Annotated in this window: 1 protein-coding gene; it reads right to left on the bottom strand. The window is 59.3% G+C overall.

The window, feature by feature from the left end; genetic code table 11:
• Positions 1–215: 50S ribosomal protein L31 (locus SB719_RS22895; protein WP_412160147.1), on the bottom strand; the 215-nt coding region annotated here is incomplete at its 3' end.
• Positions 216–231 lie beyond the last annotated feature (16 nt).

Genomic DNA, 231 nt, shown 5'->3' on the forward strand with positions numbered 1-231 from the left:
TAGAACGGATGCGTGGCCGAGGACACGTCGATCTTGATCAGCGGGTATTCGTTGCCGTCATCCCACTGGACTTTTTCCTTCGCGGTGGCCGCGAGGGTCGAGCGGGTGAGGAAACGGAAATCGGAAGTCACGTCCTGGAACACGACTTCGCTGTAATTCGGGTGGATGTCGGCCTTCATGGCGGGCACCAAAGTTGCGCAAGGGAAGAGCGGCATCTTAACCTCCCGCCCC

The organism is Pantoea sp. SIMBA_079 (assembly GCF_046940275.1).
GTDB classification, from domain to species: domain Bacteria; phylum Pseudomonadota; class Gammaproteobacteria; order Enterobacterales; family Enterobacteriaceae; genus Pantoea; species Pantoea borealis.